The 18,515-nt window shown below is 41.6% G+C and carries 19 protein-coding genes; 14 read left to right on the forward strand and 5 right to left on the reverse strand.

Annotated features, from left to right (window positions below; genetic code table 11):
* Positions 1–242: 242 nt before the first annotated feature.
* The 3 genes from ACKWCA_RS22080 to htpG form a co-directional block, all read right to left on the reverse strand.
* The gene (locus tag ACKWCA_RS22080) at positions 243–1,373 is read right to left on the reverse strand and encodes a Gfo/Idh/MocA family protein (RefSeq protein ID WP_413980419.1); all 1,131 of its coding nucleotides are present in this window, start codon (positions 1,371–1,373) and stop codon (positions 243–245) included.
* A gap of 10 nt (positions 1,374–1,383) precedes the next feature.
* Positions 1,384–1,782: a hypothetical protein gene (locus ACKWCA_RS22085; protein WP_413980420.1), complete on the reverse strand. Its 399-nt coding sequence runs from the start codon at positions 1,780–1,782 to the stop codon at positions 1,384–1,386.
* A gap of 355 nt (positions 1,783–2,137) precedes the next feature.
* A complete protein-coding gene (gene htpG / locus ACKWCA_RS22090) occupies positions 2,138–4,024 on the reverse strand; it encodes a molecular chaperone HtpG (protein WP_413980421.1) in 1,887 nt (628 codons plus the stop codon).
* 372 nt (positions 4,025–4,396) lie between these two features.
* Here htpG and ACKWCA_RS22095 point away from each other — a divergent pair, with 372 nt between their 5' ends.
* The 4 genes from ACKWCA_RS22095 to ACKWCA_RS22110 all read left to right on the forward strand — a co-directional run bounded on the left by ACKWCA_RS22095 (position 4,397) and on the right by ACKWCA_RS22110 (position 8,262).
* A complete protein-coding gene (locus ACKWCA_RS22095) occupies positions 4,397–5,056 on the forward strand; it encodes a TetR family transcriptional regulator C-terminal domain-containing protein (protein ID WP_413980422.1) in 660 nt (219 codons plus the stop codon).
* 10 nt (positions 5,057–5,066) lie between these two features.
* Positions 5,067–6,377: an ABC1 kinase family protein gene (locus tag ACKWCA_RS22100; RefSeq protein ID WP_413980423.1), complete on the forward strand. Its 1,311-nt coding sequence runs from the start codon at positions 5,067–5,069 to the stop codon at positions 6,375–6,377.
* A 310-nt stretch (positions 6,378–6,687) separates the two neighbouring features.
* Positions 6,688–7,698 (forward strand): 3-oxoacyl-ACP synthase III family protein, encoded by a 1,011-nt coding sequence (locus ACKWCA_RS22105; RefSeq protein ID WP_413980424.1) that lies wholly within the window; start codon positions 6,688–6,690, stop codon positions 7,696–7,698.
* 198 nt (positions 7,699–7,896) lie between these two features.
* Positions 7,897–8,262: a CoA-binding protein gene (locus tag ACKWCA_RS22110; RefSeq protein ID WP_413980425.1), complete on the forward strand. Its 366-nt coding sequence runs from the start codon at positions 7,897–7,899 to the stop codon at positions 8,260–8,262.
* A 200-nt stretch (positions 8,263–8,462) separates the two neighbouring features.
* Here ACKWCA_RS22110 and ACKWCA_RS22115 read toward each other — a convergent pair whose 3' ends face one another.
* Positions 8,463–9,944 carry a sodium:solute symporter gene (locus tag ACKWCA_RS22115; RefSeq protein ID WP_413980426.1) on the reverse strand — a complete coding sequence of 494 codons (1,482 nt, stop codon included), beginning with the start codon at positions 9,942–9,944 and terminating at the stop codon, positions 8,463–8,465.
* Positions 9,945–10,043: 99 nt separating this feature from the next.
* Here ACKWCA_RS22115 and recR point away from each other — a divergent pair, with 99 nt between their 5' ends.
* From recR to ACKWCA_RS22130, 3 genes are all read left to right on the forward strand, one after another.
* Positions 10,044–10,673: a recombination mediator RecR gene (gene recR / locus ACKWCA_RS22120; protein ID WP_413980427.1), complete on the forward strand. Its 630-nt coding sequence runs from the start codon at positions 10,044–10,046 to the stop codon at positions 10,671–10,673.
* Positions 10,674–10,757: 84 nt separating this feature from the next.
* Positions 10,758–12,128, forward strand: coding sequence for a dihydrolipoamide acetyltransferase family protein (locus ACKWCA_RS22125; RefSeq protein WP_413980428.1), 1,371 nt, complete (start codon positions 10,758–10,760; stop codon positions 12,126–12,128).
* Positions 12,129–12,380: 252 nt separating this feature from the next.
* Positions 12,381–13,532 (forward strand): DUF481 domain-containing protein, encoded by a 1,152-nt coding sequence (locus ACKWCA_RS22130; RefSeq protein ID WP_413980429.1) that lies wholly within the window; start codon positions 12,381–12,383, stop codon positions 13,530–13,532.
* A gap of 111 nt (positions 13,533–13,643) precedes the next feature.
* On the opposite strand, the gene ACKWCA_RS22135 is transcribed toward ACKWCA_RS22130, so the two are convergent.
* Complete coding sequence (locus tag ACKWCA_RS22135; protein ID WP_413980430.1) at positions 13,644–14,489, reverse strand: tetratricopeptide repeat protein; 846 nt, start codon at positions 14,487–14,489, stop codon at positions 13,644–13,646.
* An 88-nt stretch (positions 14,490–14,577) separates the two neighbouring features.
* Here ACKWCA_RS22135 and ACKWCA_RS22140 point away from each other — a divergent pair, with 88 nt between their 5' ends.
* The 7 genes from ACKWCA_RS22140 to ACKWCA_RS22170 all read left to right on the forward strand — a co-directional run bounded on the left by ACKWCA_RS22140 (position 14,578) and on the right by ACKWCA_RS22170 (position 18,464).
* Positions 14,578–15,351, forward strand: coding sequence for a 3'-5' exonuclease (locus ACKWCA_RS22140; RefSeq protein WP_413980431.1), 774 nt, complete (start codon positions 14,578–14,580; stop codon positions 15,349–15,351).
* 222 nt (positions 15,352–15,573) lie between these two features.
* Positions 15,574–16,185: a fumarylacetoacetate hydrolase family protein gene (locus ACKWCA_RS22145; RefSeq protein ID WP_413980432.1), complete on the forward strand. Its 612-nt coding sequence runs from the start codon at positions 15,574–15,576 to the stop codon at positions 16,183–16,185.
* Positions 16,186–16,524: an Hpt domain-containing protein gene (locus tag ACKWCA_RS22150; RefSeq protein WP_413980433.1), complete on the forward strand. Its 339-nt coding sequence runs from the start codon at positions 16,186–16,188 to the stop codon at positions 16,522–16,524. It begins immediately after the preceding gene.
* Complete coding sequence (locus tag ACKWCA_RS22155) at positions 16,524–17,774, forward strand: competence/damage-inducible protein A (RefSeq protein WP_413980434.1); 1,251 nt, start codon at positions 16,524–16,526, stop codon at positions 17,772–17,774. The genes ACKWCA_RS22150 and ACKWCA_RS22155 overlap by 1 nt, the downstream gene beginning before the upstream one ends.
* A 63-nt stretch (positions 17,775–17,837) precedes the next feature.
* Complete coding sequence (gene rpmB / locus ACKWCA_RS22160) at positions 17,838–18,074, forward strand: 50S ribosomal protein L28 (protein WP_413980435.1); 237 nt, start codon at positions 17,838–17,840, stop codon at positions 18,072–18,074.
* 22 nt (positions 18,075–18,096) lie between these two features.
* A complete protein-coding gene (gene rpmG / locus ACKWCA_RS22165; RefSeq protein ID WP_072995257.1) occupies positions 18,097–18,279 on the forward strand; it encodes a 50S ribosomal protein L33 in 183 nt (60 codons plus the stop codon).
* Positions 18,280–18,311: 32 nt separating this feature from the next.
* Positions 18,312–18,464 (forward strand): DUF4295 domain-containing protein, encoded by a 153-nt coding sequence (locus ACKWCA_RS22170; protein ID WP_413980436.1) that lies wholly within the window; start codon positions 18,312–18,314, stop codon positions 18,462–18,464.
* The last annotated feature ends 51 nt before the right edge of the window (positions 18,465–18,515 follow it).

The raw sequence follows: 18,515 nt of genomic DNA on the forward strand, positions 1-18,515 counted from the left end.
CTCCAGCACTACCTGTGCTCTTGGTTATTCAATGCTTCCAATTATCGTAGGGTCGGTTCTTAGTCTAAAATTCAGATTTATACCTGCCTGCCGTCAGGTAGGTCGCTCCGAGGCCTGTTGGCCGGTCAGTAAGACGGACGTCGGTTCGGGCAAGTTATTCTCCTACGAATGCCCCGAGAGTCTGCTTTAGTTGGCACCCAGATTTGCTTCGAAGTTGTTTGCCAAAGGACTAGGCTACAACCCTAGCTTAAAAAAATCTTTTTGCCCGTTTCCGCTGCCGTGTAAATGGCTTCCAAAACCTTCATATCCTTCTTGCCCTCAATTCCTGAAATATGTTCGGGGAGTTGTTTTCCCGCTAAAATGACCTTGGCGATCCCGTCCATTTGGGCGGCCTGTTGATTGATGACCGGAAAGTCGAATTCCCCATGACTTGACCTTCCACGAAATGGACCGTAACTGACCGCGGGGCTGAGCTCAAAAAATCCCTTTTCCGCAGATGCAAAAAACCGATCCACTCCAGAACTATTTGTACTGGTAGAGGTAGCCATAGCACCGCTGGCAAAGTAGAGCTGCCAAGTGATTGACTCCTCGACTTCAGTGTAGAGTTCTGGTTTTGTTACCGGCCCGAACTGGGCCGTAGCTGCAATGGGTTCTTCGCCCAGTACATAACGGCTGGCTTGCACGCAGTATACCCCCAGATTCATCAAAGGACCGCCACCTGACAAGTTTTTTTTCAAATGCCAATCATTTGGGTCGATGTCATCAATTGAATACCCTAATGACACTTCGATAAGGCGCACTTGTCCGAATACCTTTCGTTGTCCTAGGCGTTTAATTTCCAAGTGATTGGGTTCATAGTGTAAGCGATATCCGACTGCTAGTTGCACCCCTGCCTTCTGACAAGCAGTAATCATTTCTTCGCAATCTTTTTCGGTGAAGGCCATGGGTTTTTCAACAATGACATGCTTGCCTGCCGCTGCTGCACGTAGCGTAAACTCTTTATGCATGCCATTAGGCAATACCACATATACCAAATCGATATCTGGATTGTCCTTGAGGGTATCGAAATTCCCATAATCATAAATATTGGCATCAGGAATTGCATAACGCCGCTTCCAATCTACCGCTTTCGAAGGGGTACCTGTAATGATACCCGCTAAATTACAATATTCGGTATCGACAAAGCTACGGGCCAAAAGAGTAGCGTATCGCCCTAAACCGCACAAGGCGATATTTAATTTTTTCCTGTCTGTTCTGCCAATTTTCTCGTTTAAATCCTGGAAGGAGGAAAGTACTGGTAAAATGGCGGTAGAGCCAATGCCTAAACTGAGGTTCTTTACAAAAGACCTTCTTGATTTATGTTGTTGTGTCATTCTATTTGGATTAAAAAACTTGGGTGGCCAGTTTACTAAAAAGTACTTTTCGAAATTCGCCCGGTTTTTTTCCGTTCATTAGATGGAGGGGTCCCTTTTCGGCGATCAAGACATCAAAACGTTCTTCGGAACGTTCATATTCCTTTTGGTTTTTATAGGTGGTAATCAATAGAAGTTCAAAGGGTTCGCCTTCGCCTCTTGGGGTTTCCAACAGTTGATACGAATGAATGAATCCTTTTTCCAACGCATTTTCCCGAAGTACTTTCCAATTGTTAACATAATAAAATAGCGCCTCGGCCTTATTGCCATTTAGAACCTGTACAAAATCCATAGTCGAAACTTTAGGATCTTCCTGCGCCAGTCCGACCGCCATGGCACTAAGTAATGTAAATAGTAATACCGTTCTCATGTTTTTCGTTTTAAGTGATGAATTTGAAAATTGATGAGCTTCAAATTAAGGGAAGTTTTGCTCTGTTTAAGATTTTTAGCATCTTTTTAACGTATTCAGTATCAGATATGTGCAATCCAAAAGCGATTAAAGCTCATCGGTGAATGATTTAGCGATCATGTGAGCTGCACCGTAGGGTTGAGTTGCTTGTATGATGTTCAGTGCTATTGACAGTGTGGCTAAGGCTAGTTCTTTTTTGTAATGAGGAGGTGACATGAGTTTTGTACCTAGCGGACGACAGTGATCTGGGTACTATAACGCAAAAACCGCTTTAGGTCAATACCCAAAGCGGTTTTTCAATTATTTCAATGCGTGTCTACTTCACCATTTCGTAACTACGCTTGATAAAGGCGGTCAATTCCTCGCCCTTTAAGAGTCCTTTTGACAATCGTGCCAAGTCGATACTTTGGTTGATGAGTCGTTCGCGCTTTTTAGCGGTTTTTGTGTTCAAGATTTCGCCCACAAGCTCGTGATTCGTATTCACGATCAGGTTATACATTTCGGGCATACCTCCCATACCGAACATACCACCACCTCCGGTCTGTTGCATTTCTTTCATACGGCGCATAAATTCAGGTTCGGTAATGATAAAGGGCGAAGCTGTACTATCCATCGCTTCAAGCTGAACCGTATACTTCTTATCTTCAATAACCTCTTCTAAATTGGTCTTCAATTTCTCTTTTTCCTCATCCGAAAGTTTGGAAATCTGAGTATCCTCTTTTTTGATGAGGTTATCCAAATGGTCTGCATCCACTCGCGCAAAGGAGATATTCTCTTTCGAGGTTTCCAACTTCTGCATCAAGTGACCGATTATAGGTGAATCCATCAATAAGACCTCATATCCTTTACCTTTAGCGGCCTCGATATAACTATGCTGCGCCTCTTTGTCCGATGCATACAAAATGACCAGTTTGTCGTCTTTGTCGGTTTGGGCGTCCTTGATTTTTTCTTGAAGTTCTTCAAAAGTATAGTAACTTCCGTCGACGGTAGGGTAGAGGGCGAACTTATCTGCCTTGTCGAAGAATTTTTCTTCTGAAAGCATTCCATATTCGATAACGATTTTGATGTCGTTCCATTTCGACTCGAAATCTTCTCTATTATTCTTAAATAGGGAATTGAGCTTGTCCGCAACTTTCCTTGAGATATAGGAAGAGATTTTCTTAACGGCGCCATCGGCCTGAAGATATGATCTTGATACATTCAATGGAATATCAGGTGAATCGATAACCCCGCGAAGCATTGTCAAAAACTCAGGAACGATACCTTCGACATTATCGGTAACGAAGACTTGATTCTGATACAGTTGAATTCGATCTTTCTGTATGTTCAGGTCATTGGTCAACTTCGGGAAATAAAGAATACCGGTCAGGTTGAAGGGGTAGTCCACATTCAGGTGAATATGGAACAACGGCTCCTCGAACTGCATGGGATATAATTCGCGATAGAACGCCTTGTAGTCTGTATCCTCTAGGTCTTTGGGTTGCTTGGTCCACGCTGGGTTTGGATTATTAATGATATTGTCAACCTCTTTTGTGGGCGCGGGATCTTCCTCCTTAGCTCCTTCCGGTTTAGGAAGTGTTTCTGTTTTGGTACCGAATTTAATTGCAATAGGCATGAACTTATTGTACTTACTCAAGAGTTCGCTAATTCGATTTTCTTCCAAAAACTCTTTCGAGTCCTCCGCAATGTGCAGGATAATCTCAGTACCATGATCTTCTTTCTTTCCTTTCTTTAGGCTAAAATTCGGTGAACCATCACAAGACCAATGAGCTGCGGGTTCGTCCTTATGGCTCTTCGTGATGATTTCTACTTTCTCGGCGACCATGAAGGAAGAATAGAAGCCTAGACCAAAATGTCCGATAATGCCAGCATCTTTAGCGGTATCATCATATTTGTTCAAGAATTCCTCAGCACCTGAAAATGCAAGTTCATTTATGTATTTCTTGACCTCATCTTCGGTCATACCGATACCTTGATCGATAATGTGAAGTTTTTTACCTTCTTTGTCTATTTTAACCTCGATTTGCGGATTCCCGTAGTCTACCTTGGCCTCACCGATCGATGTGAGGTGTTTTAACTTAAGTGTCGCATCAGTTGCATTGGATATTAATTCACGAAGAAAAATTTCGTGGTCACTGTAAAGAAATTTCTTGATAAGTGGAAAAATATTCTCCACTGAAACATTGATTTTACCTGTTGCCATAATTATATCATGTTAATTCACTTACCACTCTAAGGCGGCGGATTAGTATTTGTTGAGTCACCTTAAGACAATGTCTCTATGAGCCTTCTATTGTCAAAAAAAGTACCATACCGATCAAGGCTGACAAACTGACATTTTAAGCGATTTAAATGGGTAGAATAAACTTTAACAAAACTTTTTGTTTAATTTTTATATAAATAAGTTAAACAGAACTTATATTTACAGTGTTATAAATGTTTTGAAAAAGAAAATTTATTTACAAGTTTATTTATTGGTTAGGTTGTTTAAAAACGTGTTTTCAGCTTTGGAAGCACGTTTTTTAATGGAATCTAGAGAGGTGTTGTTGATATCATAAACATAAAATAGAACAGTATGGCTGCAAAAACGAAAACAAAAAAAATAAGTGGTGAGGACATCATAGCGATTTATATGGAATATGTTCTAGAACATGAAATGGTTCCGAAATCCATTTATAAATTCTGCAAGCATAACGGAATAGAAGAGCCCTCTTTTTATGATAACTTCGGTTCTATCTCCGGTATTCAAAAGGCAATATGGAATACTTTTTTCTCACATACCCAGCAATTAATCGAAAAAAACAAGGACTACGAGCAATTTTCCAATAAAGATAAGATGCTCACTTTTTTTTATTCCTTTTTCGAATTACTTGCGCTGAACAGAAGTTACGTCTTGTTTACATTGCACAATGACAAAAATGTCATGAAGAACATGGAGCAGTTGAAAGGATTGCGTAAACAGGTCAAGACCTATGCCACTGGATTGATCAATGATGGGAATGCGGGGAAAAACTTCAAATTTACCAAGCATAATCCCAGCCTGTTTTCCGAAGGAGCGTGGCTGCAGTTGTTATTCATCTTAAAATTTTGGATAGATGACGATTCTCCAGGTTTTGAGAAAACCGACATCGCCATAGAAAAATCGATCCAGACGGTTTTCGATGTTTTTGACAATACCCCTTTAGACAACATCATCGATTTCGGAAAGTTTCTGTTCAAAGAAAAACTAACCTGAATATCTGCCCATGAAAACCCTAGATAGTATACCCACTGGAAAAATCGAGAGAGCTGGTAAACTGGTAAAGACCGGAGTTAAAATCGGGGGGAACTATATGAAGCATTTTGGCAAAAAGTTGGTCAATCCCGAACTTTCCCGTGAGGAGTTGGATGAGGACAATGCGACAGATATATACGATGGCCTAAAGACGTTAAAGGGCAGTGCACTGAAGGTGGCCCAAATGTTGAGTATGGAGAAAAACATGCTTCCTAAGGCCTATGTAGAGAAGTTCTCCCTTTCGCAATTTTCCGTACCACCCTTGTCCGGCCCATTGGTTCGTAAAACGTTCAAAAAGTATTTGGGACAATATCCTGATGAGGTCTTTGACTCCTTTGAAAAAGAATCGGTTAATGCGGCCAGCATCGGTCAAGTGCATCGTGCTTTCAAAGACGGTAAAGAATTGGCCGTGAAGATTCAATACCCTGGTGTTGCGGAAAGTATTAGTAGTGATTTGGCCTTGGTAAAACCTATTGCCCTAAAAATGTTCAATATCAAGGGTAAAGATTCAGATAAGTATTTTAAGGAAGTAGAGCACAAATTGATTGAGGAAACGGATTATCGCTTGGAAATCAAACACAGCCGTGAAATTACGGAAACCTGTGCCCTCATTCCGAACTTAGAGTTTCCCAAGTACTATGAGGACTGGTCTAGCGAACGTATCTTGACAATGGATTGGATGAACGGGACGCATTTGAGCGATTTTACCAAATTCGATTTTTCCGAAGAACATGGAGATCTGCTAGGTCAAACCCTATGGGATTTTTACATGTATCAAATTCATGTGCTTCGCAAGGTACATGCCGATCCACATCCAGGTAACTTTTTGGTGAGTGAAAGCGGTAATTTAATCGCTATTGATTTCGGCTGTATCAAAGAGGTACCAGATTCCTTTTATACGCCTTATTTTGAATTGGCAAAAAAGGAGGTATTCGAAGACGAAAATCGTTTTACCCAAAAACTGTACGATCTGGAAATCTTGACACCCAACGACACTGCCGAGGAGCTCCAATTTTTCAAAGCGATGTTTCGGGAACTATTGGCCTTATTTACCGCACCGCTGAACCAGAAAACATTCGATTTCGGGTCGGACGGGTTTTGGGAGCAAATAGCGAATCTCAGTGAACGATTTGCCAAAGACACACAGCTGCGTAAAATGAATGCCAATAGGGGGTCAAAGCATTTCATCTATATGAACCGTACCTTTTTCGGATTGTATAATCTGCTTCATGATCTCAAGGCCAGGATTGTGGTGGACAACTACCTTAAGTATGTCGACTAGTCGTTTTGTCCATTTCAAGTCGAAAGCTCGCGGACAATGCCGCTGAAATAGATAATAGTATGGCCCATCTCCCCTAAAATTTAAGTGCTAGTGCGCAGAAATCACCTGATTTTATGCTTTGGGCAAAACACAAGGTATTGCTGCTTCTATCTTTCTCGACAGTTCGGGAGAATCTTGAAAAAGCTATTTTGTGAAAAAGTGTTACATTTTTAAAGATAAAACCGCTAGATTGCTATGAGAATCAAGGAAGTTTAAGGCAATCAAAACTTCCCTCGAAAGCTAATGAAAGACAAACCAAATAGAATTAAACATGTATAACTCCAAAATAACGGGACTAGGGCATTATGTTCCTGAAAAAGTGGTTACCAACGATGACCTTTCCAAACTGATGGATACCAGTGACGAATGGATTCAAGAACGGACGGGCATCCAAGAACGTAGACATGTAGAGAAAGAAGGCGGGGATACTACTACTTCAATGGGTGTTGAGGCGGCAAAGATTGCCATTGAACGTGCAGGCATCGACAAAGATGATATTGATTTCATCGTCTTCGCCACCTTAAGTCCAGATTATTACTTTCCCGGTCCTGGTGTGCTGGTGCAACGTGACTTGGGTATCAAAACCGTAGGCGCTTTGGATGTGCGAAATCAATGTTCAGGATTCGTTTATGCGCTCTCAGTGGCAGATCAGTATATCAAGAGCGGTATGTATAAAAATGTACTTGTTATCGGTTCTGAGGTACATTCAAAAGGGTTGGATATGACCACAAGGGGTAGAGGCGTTTCGGTTATATTCGGAGATGGCGCTGGTGCTGCGATCTTAAGTAGGGAAGAAGATACCACGAAAGGTATTTTATCCACCCACTTGCACTCAGAAGGTCAGCATGCAGAAGAACTGGCCCTATTGGCCCCTGGTATGGGGGGGCGATGGGTAAATGACATTGTCAGCGACAACGACCCGGACGATACTTCGTATATGCCCGTAATGAATGGACAATTCGTATTTAAGAATGCAGTGGTACGATTTAGTGAGGTCATCTTGGAGGGACTGGGAACAAATGACCTTCAAGCCTCCGATATCGATCTTTTGGTACCCCATCAGGCGAATCTTAGAATCTCACAGTTCGTACAAAAGAAGTTTGGCTTAAGTAATGACCAAGTCTATAACAATATCATGAGGTATGGGAATACGACAGCCGCATCGATTCCTATTGCTTTGACAGAGGCTTGGGAAGAAGGGAAGGTCAACAAGGGCGATTTGGTCGTTTTGGCAGCCTTCGGTAGCGGTTTCACTTGGGGCAGTGTCATTATCCGCTGGTAGAAAAACACAAAACCCCGACCAAAGGCCGGGGTTTCTGTCGTCGATTCCGCTATACTAAACACTAACCATTAACTATAAACATATAGCTTTATCAACGACCTTTTCGTTTATCGTTCGTCAATCTTTACTTGTTTTCTATAGACGGGGATGTACACTATTAGTTGCACCATTCCGTAAATTTTAACATCGTCTAAACAAATGAAAAAGACACTTGTTTTTGGAGTTTCCCTTAAATTACATCGTTATAGTAATCTTGTCGTAAACCGGTTGTTGGACCATAACATAGATACTGAAGCTTTTGGTTTAAAAGCGGGCAAAATTAAAGGGACTAAAATCGAGACCAATTTAGACAATTTTCGGAATATAGATACCATCACTTTATATATTGGGGCGGCACGTCAGCCTCAATATTACGGGGATATTCTTAAAATTAACCCTCGCAGGGTCATATTTAATCCAGGAACTGAAAACCCTGATTTTTATAAAATACTCAAAGACAATGGTATAGAAGTTCAAGAGGCATGTACACTTGTATTGTTGGCTACGGGGCAATATGAAAATTAAGACCTGTTGCGGTTGTAGATTACTTGCAAAACTTTAACATATTCTTCCAATTTTAATCGGTTTTTTTAACCTTTTATCGAGCCAAATCATAGGCTACTCTGTACTACTTTTAAGGACCAAAAGACCTATCTTCAACACCATTTTCACGCCGATGGCTCTCATCGGAAAAATGAATTTTACTTGAAATGTTCTCTTTCGGGTCAAGCTTTCTTTTCGCCACTTTTTTTGGTGTCCCTTATCAACCAAAGACCAATGAATGTCAACAGGCCGTTCAGGGGTAAAAGCTCGTATCCGAATGCATAGCCTCCCAAACTTTCCGAAGGAATTTTGGCAAGGGCTAGAATGATTCCTACTGCTACTAGGGCTACGATCCATACATAGTTGTCCTTTACCGCATGTTTGGTGAAAATACCAAAGGCAAAGAGTCCCAATAAAGGTCCATACGTATATCCCGCTACTTGAAGAAGGCCATCAATGACGTTGGTATCCAACACGTGTTTGAATAGGATAACGACCAAAATCAATAAGACACTCATCCCCACATGTGTAATTTTTCGAATCTTTTTTTGTTCATGTTCGGTCTTCTTTTCTATCCCGAGAAAATCAACACAGAAAGATGTGGTCAATGAAGTCAAAGCACTATCCGCACTGCTATAGGCGGCAGCGATGAGCCCTAGCATAAAGGTAACTGCAACCGTGATGCCCAAACCGCTGTTGAGGGCAATTTCCGGAAACAAAAGATCCGACTTGGGTTTACCATCCATCAGGGGCATGGCAATGGCATACCTTTCGGCGTAGATGTAGAGGAGTGCCCCTAAAAGCATAAAAACAAAGGTGGTCACTACAAGAACAATACTGAAACTGACCATATTCTTTTGGGCATCTTTGAGATTTCGGCACGTCAGGTTTTTCTGCATCATATCTTGATCAAGGCCGGTCATACAGATAGTGACGAACATACCCCCGAGAAATGATTTCAGTAGGTGTTGTTTTTCAAAAAAATCATCGATAAAAATAACTTGATTGTATTGCTTAAATTCTTCGGAGACTAGAAATTCAGTAAAGCTCCAATCAAGTTTTTCCAGAATAAAATAAATAGATAAGCCAACCGATACCAGCATAAATAGGGTTTGTAGGGTGTCGGTCCAAACAATGGTTTTGATACCGCCGCGAAAGGTGTAAATCCAAATTAAGACTATCGACAACACTACAGTGAGTTCATAAGGTACGTTCCAGGCATCGAAAACAAATTGCTGCAATACGATGGCTACCAAAAAGAGACGAAATGCAGCCCCGAGAACCCGTGAGATAAAGAAAGAGATTGCACCTACCTTATAACTGGTGAAGCCAAAACGCTCATCTAAATACTCGTAAATGGAGGTTACATTCTGTCTGTAATAGACGGGCAGTAAGACAAAGGCCGTTACCATATAGCCCAAAAAATAACCAAGAACAACTTGAAGGTAACTGAATTCGGATGCTTTCACCCAACCCGGTACGGAGATGAAAGTAACTCCTGAAAGCGAAGCACCTACCATACCAAATGCGACCAGGTACCAAGGAGACGATTTACCGGCTTTGAAGAAATCGACATTCGAGTCATTCTTGCCGGTGAAGTATGAGATGAGTAGGAGTATCAAAAAATAACCACCGATGAGCAATAAAATATGGGTTGGAGTCATAGAAATGTTTTGCCTCGGCAAATTACGAAAAGTTAAAAACATGCTTTCCATGGGGAGTTCGTCCATCTAAAATCGTAATTTTGCCAGATAGTATACGCCATGGATTTTTCTTCGAAATTATTAGAGAACGCGGTCTATGAGATGTCTCAATTGCCTGGTATAGGCAAACGCACGGCTCTTAGGCTGGTTTTGCATTTGTTGAAACAGCCTGGTGAACAAACGGAGCGTTTGTCAAAGGCCTTGGAGGCGCTTAGAGGTCAGGTGAAATTCTGTAGCAATTGTCATAATATTTCGGATATTGAGCTTTGTGAAATTTGTTCGAACCCGAAACGTGATAAAAGTCTAGTGTGTGTCGTAGAGGATATTAGAGATGTGATGGCCATTGAAAATACGGGTCAGTTCAGGGGGCTGTACCACGTCTTAGGGGGAAAGATATCACCAATGGAAGGGGTCGGTCCACAAGACCTGAAAATCTCTTCTTTGATCAACAAGGCCAAGCAAGAAAAAATAAAGGAGCTCATTTTCGCGTTAAGTTCTACAATGGAGGGTGATACCACCAATTTTTATATTTACAAGCAGATAGAGGGGTTGGATATTCGCACATCCACTATCGCCAGGGGAATCGCCGTGGGCGATGAATTGGAGTATGCCGATGAGGTGACCTTAGGGCGTAGTATTTTGAATAGGATTCCTTTCGAAGGTTCGTTGAAGGCGAATTCACGACAGTGAAATACTAAGTAAAATTTAAAAAAAGCTTGTTTATTTTATTATTTTTGCAAAAAATGAGTACCAAAGAGCCATTTAAATAATAATATGTCAAAATTCGAATTGAAATTGCCAAGAATGGGCGAAAGCGTTGCCGAAGCCACTTTGACAACGTGGTTAAAGGAAGTAGGTGATACTATTGAGATGGATGACCCTGTTTTTGAAATCGCTACTGACAAAGTAGATTCAGAAGTTCCGAGTGAGGTAGAGGGAATTTTGAAAGAAAAACTTTTTGACATCGATGACATTATCAAAGTAGGTGAAACGGTGGCTATCATAGAAATTGAAGGAGGGGTAAATGGCGCCGAAACGGTAAACAAAAGCACTGAGGTTTCTAAGGAAACCGTGGCGGCCGTGGCGGAAACGATTTCCATTGCCAAAGAAGCCTCAAGTTCCCCTTTACAAGACTATAGCGATACCGAACGATTTTATTCTCCTTTGGTCAAAAATATCGCTAAGGAAGAAGGTATTTCCATTGCTATTTTAGATACCATTGAAGGTACCGGCAAAGGAGGTCGGGTCACCAAAAATGATATTTTGGCGTTTATAAAGAACGGCAAAGTATCCGGTTCCGTTGTAACACCTGAAACGAAAAGGACGGTTGTGGAACCGGTATCTATTGCAGATGAGAGCAAAGCGGTGGTTACGCCTATTGTTGCGAATGCAAAGAAGCCGACAAACGATCAGGTTTCCACCATGTCACCTTCGGGTTCTGATGAGGTCATTGAAATGTCCCGTATGGGCAAGTTGATCGCGAAACATATGGTTGACAGCGTATCGACTTCGGCCCATGTACAGAGCTTTATTGAGGTAGATGTAACCAATGTGGTCAACTGGCGCATGAAAATGAAGGATACCTTTGAAAAAATGGAAGGGGAGAAATTGACGTTCACCCCCATTTTTATGGAGGCTGTTGCCAAAGCCTTGAAGAAGTATCCCATGATGAACATTTCGGTCGATGGTGATAAGGTCATCAAGAAAAAGAACATCAATATCGGTATGGCGGCCGCCTTACCAGATGGTAATTTAATCGTTCCGGTAATCAAGAATGCCGATCGATTAAACCTGGTAGGAATGGCCAAAGTCGTCAACGATTTGGCCCGTCGTTCACGTGAGAATGGCCTCAAGCCCGATGAGATTCAAGAGGGCACCTACACGGTAACCAATGTGGGTACATTTGGCAGTGTGTTCGGTACGCCGATTATCAACCAACCCCAAGTAGGTATCTTGGCTTTGGGTGCTATTCGCAAAATGCCAGCGGTAATCGAAACACCGGAAGGCGATTTTATCGGTATTCGCAGTAAGATGTATATTTCCCATAGCTATGACCATCGTGTGGTCAATGGGGCTTTAGGAAGCATGTTCGCGAAGGCTGTAGCGGACTACTTAGAAGCTTGGGATATCAATAGGGAACTGTAGCCGTTTTAATGGGGTATTCGAGTATTTTCAGTGGTTGGCGAAAACGATTTCGTAATTCGTAACGGAAGCTTGAAATTTTTGTTGATATTGCTATTGACAATCCCTCTGGCCTTTCCTTAAATTTGAGGTCGTTTGATTGATTTTATGTTGCGACCCAAGAAAAGATTCCCGATGCTATTCGGGAATACCTTTGTTTACCTCCTTTTAGTGATTTCCACCTTTTGTTTTTCCCAAGAAAAGCCAAAAGCCCGATTGAAACTTTTTGTTGACTGTAGCTGTGAAAAAAGTTATATCCGACAAGAAATCAAATTCGTGAACCACGTTCGCGACCAAGCTCAAGCCAACATCCAATTATTCATTTATGACATTGCAAATGGCAGTGGCGGACGCACCTATAAGTTAGACTTTACCGGCTTGGACGATTATGCCGATATCATCACGAACCACGACTATGAGACCAATGCGAATATGACGGCTGATGAAATCCGCATCGGACTTGTGAAGTCGATTAAGAAAGGACTGTTGAAGTATTTGATCCTATCTGAACTGGTAGATAGTATAGACTATGAGATATCGAATGCGGGCTTGGCCAAACAACAGGATATCGATTTTGCCGACCCATGGAATAACTGGATTTTCGAGGTCTATGGCGAAGCTGAGCTCAACAAAGAATCGAGTCGTAAGGAGTTTGAATATGAACTAGGTTTTGAAAGTGATCGCGTTACGGAAAAATGGCGTATCCGAACTGACCTACAAATGAATCAAGCGAATAGTGAGTTCATTAGAGAGGATGAAACGTTTACTAGTGAACGCTTTCGGTATTTTGCTGCCGGTAGTATTGTTAGAAGCCTCAGTGATCATTGGTCTACGGGTGTTTTTGCAGGTCTGCGACATGATACGTTTACCAATTTGGATTTTAGATATTATTTCAATCCCGCTATTGAGTATAATATATTTCCATACAAAGAGGTGCTTCGGCGAGAGGTAGTATTCGCCTATCGTGTTGGTTTTTTCCATAGCGATTACATAGAACCCACGATTTTCAATAAGATGCGAGAGGGTATTTTCAACCATTCCTTGGATGTTCAGGTCCGCTATCGACAACCCTGGGGAAATGTCTATACCCGACTGCGGGCTTCCACCTTTTTAGATGATTTTGAGAAAAACCGGTTGCAACTTTTCGGTCGTTTTTCGGTACGTCTTATCAAAGGGCTCTCCGTACGTTTTTCCGGAAATTTCGAAATCATCCGCGATCAGATCAATCTTCCCGCCGGCGATGCTTCCATCGAAGATGTGCTATTACAGCAAAAACAAATTGCGACGGATTTCGAACTCGGATTCAGTGTGGGGCTAAGCTATACTTTTGGTTCGGCCTTCAATAACATCATTAATACCCGGTTATAGCCCGGATGCGTGAACGAATGGCAAAGTCCTACTTCGGTATATGGTGATTTGGTTTGATCGATTCTGGTCCTAGACATCGAATCAAAAGTCAAAACAAGGATGATACATTACTTATTGGTCGATTTCGGTCGAATCAACGACTTTTTGTGAAAGTAGTACATCAATGCGCTCTTTCAGTCTACTTGCATCTAAGTTCAAGGGATCGAGTTCATTGGCTTTATCGGCGTTGGTTTTCGCTAGTTCCAGATTTCCCATTTGTAGATAGATATAGGCATAGACCGCATACGGTTTCGGTTGTTCCGGGTCGTTAACGACCTGCTCGAGTTCTTTGGCCTTCTCAAGAGCGCCATCAAATTGATCAAGTTCTGCCTGCATGGTAGCCGCAACACCGATCAAAAAAGGGTTTTTCTGTTGTTCCGGGAGCGATAGCGCGTTTAAGGAATCTAGCGCCTTTCTCGGTCCATAGCGCGAATGGAGAAATTCAACATATTCGGCCTTTAGATAGGTTTCTTTGGGGTATTTATGAACCACCGAACCCAGATTTTTTTCAGCGGTCTGCATGGCCTCATTAAGTACCTTTCCTGCCTGCGGCGCCCCTTGATCCCTCAGATTCGTATAGCGCACCAAAGCCCTATATACCTCCAATATCAAGCGTTCATCACCCTCCACTTCATTCTTTCTTTCGAATAGTTCCCTTTCGAAAGCTATGCGTTCTTCGAGATTTAACGTCAGTCGTGCCAAAACGCTTTTGCCGACAAGGAAGTTTGGGTCTAGGTTGACCGCCTTTCTGTAAGAATCCTCTGCAGCACCATAACGGCCTTCATCCATAATTTGGACCCAACCCTTATTGAATTCCTTTAAAGCTTCGGGAGATGTGGAATATGGGAATTCAGAACTGCGGGAGGAGCATCCCGATAGCAAGATAATCGATATAGTAAAGATAAAAGCTGACTTCATAAGTACGGTACAAATTTTGGTAATAAAGGCAAACTTAAAAACAATTAAACAATCCTTCTAATTATCTTTGCACAAACAACTGCACAGGATGGAACTTAAGCTGACAAGACCTATCTGTTTTTTTGATTTGGAGACCACCGGAACCAATGTAGCTAAAGACAGAATAGTGGAAATCGCGATTTTGAAAGTATTTCCGAACGGGAATAAGGAAAGTAAAACATGGTTGGTAAATCCGGAAATGACCATACCTGCCGATGTGATGGCCATTCATGGTATTACCAATGAAAAGGTATCTAACGAGCCTACCTTCAAACAGCTATCTCGAGAGATCTACACCATGATCAAGGATTGTGACCTTGGTGGATTCAATTCCGATCGTTTTGATATTCCGTTGTTGGCAGAAGAATTGTTGCGCGCGGATATTGATTTTGATATGAAAAGTACGGTATCGGTAGATGTACAAACCATTTTTCATAAGATGGAAAAACGCACATTGGCAGCAGCCTATCGATTTTATTGCGACAAAGACCTTACTGATGCGCACAGCGCTGAAGCTGATACCAATGCAACCTATGAAGTGCTGTTGTCCCAATTAGACCGGTATCCCGAATTGGAGAACAATATTAAGAAGCTCGCTGAATTCTCATCGCACAGGCGTACCGTAGATTTTGCAGGCTTTATAGTTTTAGATGAAAACGATGACGAAACTTTTGGTTTTGGAAAGCATAAGGGAAAGAAAGTACTTGATGTACTTGATAAAGAACCAGGGTACTTCAGTTGGTTATTGAATGCCGACTTTCCTCTGTACACCAAAAAAGTGCTGACCCAAATTAAGTTGAGCAAGTTGAATACTAAATTGTGATACGCCCGAGGTGCAACTATGCAGTCCCCAATGATTTCTAGCGTTTTGAACGTATCGCCTGAAATCGAGTTCAGGTATGCAGCGAACAACAGGTGCATATTCCTGTTCTAGGTGTACTGGTGAAGCGGTCCAGTTTAAAATCAATTGTGGGTTCGATTTCAAAAGTGTATAATTTGAGCAAAAGCCGGAAAATCTAAATGAATCACCTAACTCGTACATGGAATGAAACTTATTTGTATCGGAAGAAACTATACGGAACATATTGAGGAATTGGCCAATGAACGCCCTGAAGAACCAGTGGTCTTTATTAAACCCGATTCTTCGGTTTTGCCAAAGGAGCAAGACTTTTATATTCCCGAATTCTCAAAAGAGGTTCATTATGAAGTGGAGGTTTTGGTAAAAATCAAAAAAGTGGGTAAGCACATCGATGAAAAATTTGCACACACCTACTATGATGAGATAGGTTTGGGTATTGACTTTACTGCCAGAGACCTACAATCTAAATTGAAAGAAAAGGGATTGCCCTGGGAAAAGGCAAAAGGATTTGACGGTGCTGCCGTAATAGGTCGGTGGTTGCCAAAAAATCGCTTTGAAAATACCAATAATATGGATTTTTCGTTATTGAAAAATGATACGGTAGTTCAAAAAGGAAATACGGCTCATATGTTGTGGAAAATAGATGAACTGATCAGCTACGTTTCTACCTATTTTATGCTTAAAAAAGGCGATATAATTTTCACTGGCACTCCTGCCGGCGTTGGTAAAATACAGGCAAATGACTATCTTACCGGCATATTGGAAGCGCAAGAGATGTTCCATTTAAAAATTAAATGAATGATATACAGTTTAGATAAGATCAATGAAATGGCGGATGGGGACGAGGACTTCATCAATTCTGTAATTTCCGTTTTTTTGGATGAAGTTCCGCAAGACTTGAACGGTTTGGAAGAGGCACTTGCTTCCGAGAATTACCAGCAGGTGTATCAATTAGCCCATAAGATAAAGCCGAATGTTGATTTGTTGGGTATGGAACAAACAAGGGCTGTAGCCTTGGAAATGGAAACCTTAGGTAAGAGCGAGGCGAATATGGAAGAGATAAAAGGCATATTTCCTAGTCTGAAAAAAGATATTGAACAGGTCGTTTCCGAACTTAAAAAAGACTTCAATCTTTAATGTTCGCAGAGATTATTACAATTGGTGATGAAATACTCATCGGCCAAATTGTCGACACCAACTCCGCATTTATTTCCAAAGAGCTCAATAAAATTGGGGTCTCGGTGTATCAAATAACATCGGTTCAAGATGAACGGGAACATATCTTAAAGGCACTTGGCGAAGCAAAGCAGCATGCGCAATTAGTCATTTTGACCGGAGGTTTGGGCCCGACCAAAGACGATATCACCAAGCATACCCTATGTGAATTTTTCAACGATACTTTGGTGCAAGACCTAGATGTTTTGGCACATGTCGAACACTTGTTCGAAAAATATATAACGACATCCGCTATTTCTGAGATCAATAGAGATCAGGCCTTGATTCCCGCTAAATCAGAGGCACTTCATAATGCATACGGAACAGCACCGGGTATGTGGATCAGGGACGGGGAAACGGTTTTTGTGTCCTTACCCGGTGTACCCTTTGAAATGAAACACCTCATTACGGATGCCGTGATACCTAGGGTCGTTTCGGAGTTTGAACGTCCGTATATCTTACACAAGACCTTGGTCACCTATGGAATGGGTGAAAGTGCTATTGCGGAAAAAATAGAAACTTGGGAAAACGAGCTACCCGATTTCATAAAGTTGGCCTATCTTCCAAATTTGGGCCGGGTACGATTACGGTTGACTGCCAAAGGTCTAGATAGAAAAGCGCTGGAGATGGCAGTGGAAAGGGAAATTGATAAACTGAACCCTTTAATCGGTGAGATTATTTATGGTCTGGAGAATGAGGAGACCTTAGAGGCGGTAATCGGAAAATTATGTGTGGCAAAAGGAGTCACCCTTTCCACTGCCGAAAGTTTTACCGGAGGAAAAATAGCACAGCAGATTACCTCGGTACCGGGAGCTTCTGCTTATTTCAAAGGGAGCGTGGTCAGTTATGCTACAGCAACGAAAATCGAGGTTTTGAATGTCGATGAGAAATTGATCGAGAACCATTCAGTGGTCAGTCATGAGGTTGCAGAGGCCATGGCGCATAACGTTCGAGACCTGTTGGGCACTGATTTTGCCATTGCCACAACCGGCAATGCTGGGCCGACCAAAGGAGATTCAGATGTTGGCATCGGTACGGTCTTCATTGCCATTGCCACTCCTGAACGGGTTTTTACTGAAAAATTCATGATGGGCAATCATCGTGAAAGAGTTGTGCAAAAGTCTGTAAATAAGGCATTTGAACTGCTGCAAAAAGAAATTTTAAAATTCTGAAGTAGAATTTTGTGCGTCCCGCAAAAATGATATAAATTTGCAGCCTGTAAAAAAATCAGCGCAATGTCAAAAGTTTGTGAAATCACTGGAAAAAGAGCGATGTTCGGGAATAACGTATCGTTCTCCATCAATAAGACCAGAAGAAGGTTTAATGTAAACCTTTCTAAAAAGCGTTTTTATATTCCTGAAGAAGATCGTTGGGTAACCCTAAAGGTTTCGGCTAAGGCATTGAAAATCATTAATAAAAAAGGTATTTCAGCAGTTCTGAAGGAAGCGAAAGCTCAGGGCGTTTTGAAGTAATAATCCCTAAAAATAGGTTACAATGGCAAAGAAGGGAAATAGAATACAGGTAATTTTGGAGTGTACAGAGCACAAAGATTCGGGCATGCCCGGAACGAGCCGTTATATTACTACCAAGAATAAAAAGAATACTCCAGAACGGATGGAAATCAAGAAATTCAATCCGATTTTGAAGCGTATGACCGTTCATAAAGAAATTAAATAAGTGATTCCCGATCGGGATAAAAAAATATAGTCATGGCAAAGAAGACCGTTGCAAGTTTACAGACCAGTTCAAAAAGATTGACAAAGGCCATTAAGATGGTCAAATCACAAAAATCAGGTGCCTATACTTTCGTAGAATCGGTTATGCCACCGGAAATGGTCAATGAATGGTTGGCTAAAAAATAGTAAGCCACAAGAAATAGAAAAGCCCCTTTCGAAAGAATGGGGCTTTTTTTT

Origin of the sequence: Maribacter corallii (assembly GCF_047345415.1) — a bacterium.
Taxonomy (GTDB): Bacteria; Bacteroidota; Bacteroidia; order Flavobacteriales; family Flavobacteriaceae; genus Maribacter_C.